The sequence below is a fragment of the Erythrobacter sp. HI0063 genome (genome assembly GCF_001635685.1).
Taxonomy (GTDB): Bacteria; Pseudomonadota; Alphaproteobacteria; order Sphingomonadales; family Sphingomonadaceae; genus Qipengyuania.
In genome coordinates, this window is record NZ_LWFF01000302.1 from 1 (window position 1) to 504 (window position 504).

The window sequence follows — 504 nt, forward strand, 5'->3', positions numbered from 1 at the left end:
CCGGTAAACGCGATCACCATCGCGATCGCGACCGAAGCATAAAGTCCAACGCGCGGATCGACGCCCGCAATGATCGAGAAGCCGATCGCTTCGGGAATAAGCGCCAGCGCCACGACGATCCCGGCAAGGATGTCGGCGCGGATGTTCGAAAGCCAGTCGCGCTTGATTGCGCTGGTGTTGAGCATGGTCTGTCTGTCCGTGGGTCTGGGCCGCGGCGAAAACGCGCGGCAAGAATGAGCGGCCCCTATGGCCGATGCTGCATTGCAACACAACCCGATGCGCGGCGGATGCGAGGCCGTTGCAACCCCGATGCATGCCGTTTGCCGATAATCGTCTGACCTTGGCAGATAGGTGCGGCCCCACGGTTGCTCTCGCGCGGCTGGCCGCTACGGTCCGTGCCCATGAACCAATGGGGAAGGGGTTTTCCAATCATGTATCGTACCATCCTTGCCGAAGGCGCCGCCGCCATCGCGCTCGCCACCGGTGCAACGGCACCGGTGCTGG

At 63.3% G+C, this 504-nt stretch carries 1 protein-coding gene; it reads right to left on the reverse strand.

Annotated elements, in window-relative coordinates:
* Nucleotides 1–185: SulP family inorganic anion transporter (locus tag A3736_RS10430; RefSeq protein WP_255362984.1), on the reverse strand; the 185-nt coding region annotated here is incomplete at its 3' end.
* Nucleotides 186–504 lie beyond the last annotated feature (319 nt).